This is a genomic window from uncultured Lamprocystis sp. (assembly GCF_903933125.1).
GTDB lineage: Bacteria > Pseudomonadota > Gammaproteobacteria > Chromatiales > Chromatiaceae > Thiodictyon.
In genome coordinates this window covers 1-5289 of record NZ_CAIZIZ010000087.1, presented here as the reverse complement: position 1 = coordinate 5289, position 5289 = coordinate 1, and the positions used below count along the sequence as shown (strand labels likewise).

The 5289-nt window shown below is 67.9% G+C and carries 3 protein-coding genes; 1 reads left to right on the top strand and 2 read right to left on the bottom strand.

Going from position 1 to position 5289, the window contains the following annotated elements; translation table 11 throughout:
* Nucleotides 1–231: 231 nt before the first annotated feature.
* Nucleotides 232–4206, bottom strand: a complete 3975-nt coding sequence (locus tag QZY03_RS03785; protein ID WP_295578419.1) for an FG-GAP-like repeat-containing protein — start codon at nt 4204–4206, stop codon at nt 232–234.
* A 46-nt stretch (nt 4207–4252) separates the two neighbouring features.
* Here QZY03_RS03785 and QZY03_RS03780 point away from each other — a divergent pair, with 46 nt between their 5' ends.
* A complete protein-coding gene (locus QZY03_RS03780; RefSeq protein ID WP_363169748.1) occupies nt 4253–4555 on the top strand; it encodes a hypothetical protein in 303 nt (100 codons plus the stop codon).
* A gap of 94 nt (nt 4556–4649) precedes the next feature.
* Here QZY03_RS03780 and QZY03_RS03775 read toward each other — a convergent pair.
* A partial coding sequence (locus QZY03_RS03775) for a calcium-binding protein (RefSeq protein ID WP_367268191.1) occupies nt 4650–5289 on the bottom strand: 640 nt, incomplete at its 5' end.

The window sequence follows — 5289 nt, the reverse complement described above, 5'->3', positions numbered from 1 at the left end:
GGCCCACGGCCGCGACGCGTGCCCGCCTGGGTCTGGCCGGATTAATGATCAAGGCCGATGCCGCATTGCGGGAGAAGGCCGCCGCCTTGACCGAGATCGCGCGCCTCAAAGCCCTGCTCCCCAGCGCGGCAGATTAATCCTGCCGGTTTCTGAGCGGGCGGCGCGGTTCACCCGGCCGACTCCAACCGCGCCACACTCAGGGTATTGGGCGCGGCGGCAGATCGGCACACCTCAGGCCGCGACCACCTGAATATCCGCCGCCGCCAGAGTCCTGGGTCCGGTCAGGGTGGCGATCAGGACTGCCGCCCCAGCCCCGTTGCCATCCGCGTCGAAGGACAAGACACCGCTATCGAAGTCATAGAGGAACACGGTATCCGAACTGGTCAGGGCCGTACCGGCAGGGATGAAGCGCTCGGCCGCCAGCCGGTCGACCGGTAGGCCGGCGAAGTTGGCGCTGACCACCTGGATGTGATCGGTACCAGAGGTGAAATCGGTGATGGTGTCGACGCCCTCGGCGGCGGTGACGAACCGGAATCGGTCGGCCCCGGCCCCACCGGTCAGGGTATCCACCCCGCCCCCGCCCCGCAGCCGGTCGGCCCCGGTCCCGCCGAGTACGGTGTCGCTGCCGGCCCCGCCATTGATGTCAACCGGGCCGCGCGTAAAGCCGGACGCATCGAAACGGTTGTCACCGGAGTAGCCGCGCAGGTCGGCCACGTCGATATCGGTCAGGGTGTCGGTGCCGAGCCCGGTGAGTTGGGTATCGGTGAGGATGAAATCGGCATCGCCGACCGCCCGCACCTGGTCGCGTCCGACCGCGCGCCCGATCAGCCGATCATCGCCGCCTTGGCCTTCAAGGATCGCCAGACTGCCGGTAAAGGCGGCGGCGTCCAGGGTGTTGGCGCCGGGACCGCCGCACAGATAGCCCTCTTCGATGCCGTCCAGGGTGTCGGTGCCGAGCCCGACGAGTTGCCCCGGATCGCTGCCGCCGCCGCTCAGGGTGAAATCGGTATCGCCCTGGCCTACCACGCGGTCGATGCCGGCGCCGCCGCTGATGGCGTCATCGCCCGCCCCGCCGCTGAGGTAGTCAGCACCGCTGCCGCCGAGCAGGGTATCGTTGCCGGACTCGCCGTACAGCCAGACCCGCCCGCGGGTGAAGGCGGCGGCATCCAGGCGGTCGGCGTTGCCGTCGCCGAGGAGTTCGGCTTGGTCGATGGCGGTGAGGGTGTCGGTCCCCTGGCCGATGAGTTGGGTATCGGTGAGGGTAAAGCCCCCATCGCCATGGGCGCGTACCCGATCGATGCCGTTCGTGCGGCCGATCAGGGTGTCGTCGCCGCCGCCGCCCTCCAGGAGGGTGAGGGTGCCGGTGAAGGCGGAGACATCGAGGGTGTTGCTCCCGGCGCCGCCGATCAGATGCGCCTCGTCGATCCCGCTCAAGGTGTCGGTCCCGTTGCCGGTCAGTCGGGTGTCGGTCAGGGTGAAGTCCGTGTCGCCAGACTCGCGCACCCGGTCCCGGCCGGCCGCGCGCCCGCGCAGGGTGTCGGCCCCGGCCCGGCCTTCAAGGACCACCAGGTCACCGGTGAAGGCACTGGCGTCGATCCGGTTGGCGGCGGCCCCGCCGGTGAGCCAGGCACGGTCCATCCGCACCAGGGTGTCGGTGCCAAGCCCGGTGAGTTGCCCGTCGCTGAGGGTGAAATCGACATTGCCGACGGCCCGCACCCAATCACAGGCCACGCCGCCGCGGAGGGTGTCGTTGCCGGCTTGGCCGTCCAGCACGGTGTGACTGCCGGTAAACCCGGCGGCGTCCAGGCGGTTGGCACCGGCACCGCCGGTCAGCCAGGCCAGTTCCATACTGGTAAACCGGTCGGTCCCGCGCCCGGTCAGTTGGTCCGCGGTGAGGAAAAAATCGACGTCGCCGTGCTCGCGGATGCCGTCGACCCCGGCCCCACCGGTGAGGGTGTCGTTGCCCTCCCCGCCGGTGAAGACGTTGTAGTGATCGTCGAACCATCCGAAGCCGTGCCAGGTAGCCGCGGCGCGGGGGCCGATGAGGGTGTCGTCGCCCGCCCCGCCGTCCAGGGACACGGCCCCGCGGGTGAAGGCGGAGGCATCCAGGCGGTTGGCACCGACGCCGCCGGTGAGGGTCGCCCGTTCGATGCCGGTGAGACGGTCGGTGCCCAACCCGGTCAGTTGGGTGTCGGTGAGGGTGAAGTTCACGTCGCCGTGTTCGACGAGCCGGTCGCTGCCGGGACCGCCGCTCAGGGTATCGGCGCCCGCGCCGCCGCTCAGGGTGTCGTTGCCAGCCAGACCGTCGAGGACGTCGTTGCCGATGGTGCCGGCAAGGGTGTCGCCGCCCGCGGTGCCGGAGCGCTCGTTGACGTCGGTGAGGCTGACCCGCACGGCGGCAGTGTCGTTAAGGCCGCCGCTGTCGGTGACGGTGACACCCAGGGTAAAGATGGGGGTAGTCTCGAAATCGAGGTCGCCGGCGTCGTTGACGGTGAGCACGCCGGTGGTGGGGTCGATGGCGAAGGCCTGCTTACCGTTGGCGTTGGAATCGGCGTTGCCGGTGGTGAGGGCGAAGGTCTGGGTGTCGCCGGCGTCGATGTCGGTGGCGGTGGCGGTGCCGACCGTGGTACCGACCGGGCTCAGTTCGGGTAGAGTGAAGGCGGCGTCCTGGATCTCGGGGCGCTCGTTGCCGGGTTCGTCGACATTGGCGAGATTGACGCGGACAGCGGCCCAGTCGGACGCGCCGCTCGTGTCGGTGACCGTCACGGTCAGGTCGTAGCGGGGGGTGGTCTCGTAGTCGAGGTCGCCCGCGTCGTTGACGGTGATAACGCCGCTGCCGGCATCGATGGCGAAGGCCGGCCGGGTGTCGCCATCGGGGTCGGCGTTGCCGGCGCTGATGGCGAAGGTTAGGGGGGCGGTGCCGGTGGCCGAGACGGTCCCGACGCTAGTGCTCGCGGGGCTGTTTTCGGCCAGGCTGAAGGTCGCCGGGGTCACGTTGACCCCGCCGCGGTTCCAGAGCACCTGGACGGTGTCATCGGCACGCGCCACCGCCACGTCCCCCCAGCCATCCTGATCGAAGTCAGCGACGGTGAGACCCCAGGGCGCGGCCGTGAGGGCGGTTGAGACGGGTGCACTGAAGCGCCCGCTGCCGTCGTTCAGCAGCAGGTCGACCGACCGGGTCGAGGTGGAGGCGACCACCAGGTCGCTGTCGCCATCCCGGTCGATGTCGACCGCGGCAAGATAACCGTCGACACCGCTAGCGCGGAAGGTCGCCGTGGTTGGGAAGCGGCCCTGGCCGTTGCCATAGAGGATGTCGACGCGCGTATCCTGGTTCCCGCGTACGGCGATGTCCTCGTGGCCGTCGCCGTTGAAGTCCGCGACGACCACGTAATGATGATGGTCAGAGAGGTAGGTCCCGCCCTCCTGGTGAATAGTCCCTTTATCATCGGCATCGTTGACGAAGACGAGCACGCCATTGTAGAGGGCGCCGGCGACCACATCGGGGTAGCCGTCCTCATTGAAGTCGCCCAGGTCGAAGAACTGCGGGTTCTGGCCCGCGCGGTCCGAATCGGACACCGCGAACTCCCGGTCTGCGGACTGGACCAGGATATCCACCGAATGACTCCCGTTATTCGCACTTACCGCAACATCGGGCCGACCGTCACCGTTGAAGTCGGCGATGCCCGCGAACATCGGGTTGGCCGCGCCACGTGGCACGATGATGCCGTCCTCGACGCTGTCCTGATTGATACCGTCCACCGGCCAGACGCCGAAGGTGCCGTCGCCACGGCCCTGATAGAGTTGGACCATGCGGCCGGAATAGTGGGCGCCATAGAGTGGGATGACCAGGTCGAGGTTACCGTCGCGGTCGAGATCACCCACGGCGATGGAGGTCGCGCCGACGTTGGCAGCGACCGGCCACCAGGTCTCGACGAGTAAGCTCTCGGGAGCGAAGGACCGGTCGCCGTGGCTCAAGTACAGACCCGCCTTACGATAACCGTGGGCGGCGGCGATATCGGGGTAGCCGTCGTTGTTCAGGTCGCCCGTGGTGAGGTTGGTCAGACCGCTGTTGGAGACGGGGTCGGCGGCCATCGGAGTGCCGGGCAAGAACCATGCGCCCGCCGCGGCGGTGGAATCGTTCGTGACGACGGCCGTGTCGCCGCTATCGGTATCGACGAAAGAGCGCAAGCTGTCGTTGGTCGCCATGAACTGATCCCCTCTGGTGGCGGGCTGCGGTGCCGGCCCTATTCTGTTGTCATATCTGACCCTGGGCGGCGCCTCAACCTGGCTGCTGGCCGAGGATCTGCTGCGGGGCGACCCCGGCTATGCGCACTGCTACCGCCTGCGCGATGACCAGGGCCGCGCCCTGTTGGATCACGGCGGCATTTGGTTATTCGAACTGAACAAGTTCACCACCGAGCGGGTCGAAACGGAACAGCAGCGCTGGCTCAAATTCTTCAAAGACGGCGGGCGCCTCGACGAGACCGCCCTGCCCGAGTGGATGCAGACCGAGATCGCGCGCCTCAAAGCCCTGCTCCCCAGCGCGGCAGATTAATCCTGCTGGTTTCTGATCGGGCGGCTCGAAGCCGCAGCCGCCACCTGAGCCGCGCTGAATCAGGGTGTCGGGCGCGGCACCCAATCCGCAAACCTCAGGCCGCAACCACCTGGATATCCGCGGCCAATAGGGTCTTGGGACCGGTGAGAGAGGCGATTTGCGAGACTCCGCCCGCCCCATTGCCGTTGCTGTCGAAGGCCAGTGACCCGGTGGTGGCGCTGTACAGGAACACCGCGTTGGCGTTCAATAAGGCGCTGCCGGCTGCCAGGAAGCGACTCGTGGCCAAGGTCCCGACGGCAAGGTTGCCAAAATTGGCACTCACGACCTGGATCTTGTCAGTTACCGAGGTGAAGTCGGTTAGCCGATCAACGCCCTGGCCGGCGGTGACGAACTTGAAGACATCCGCCTCCGTCCCGCCGGTGAGGGTGTCGTTGCCGGTGCCGCCGACGAGGGTGTCGGCGCCACTCCCGCCGTTGAGGGTATTAGCGGCAGTATTGCCGGTGAGGAGGTTGGCCAGCGTATTGCCGGTGCCGTTGATCGCACTGCTGCCGGTGAGGGTCAGTCGTTCCACGTTCGCCGCGAGGCTGTAGGTTACACTGGCCTGGACGGTGTCGGTGCCCGCGCTGGCCAACTCGGTGACCACATCCGCGGTGTTGTCGACGACATAGGTGTCGTTGTCGGCGCCGCCGATGAGCGTATCGGCCCCGGTGCCGCCATTCAGGGTGTCGTTGCCG

Bases quoted from the DNA above. Each gene is read 5' to 3' on its own strand.
- QZY03_RS03785 (WP_295578419.1), bottom strand. From the start codon at position 4,206: ATGGCGACCAACGACAGCTTGCGCTCTTTCGTCGATACCGATAGCGGC.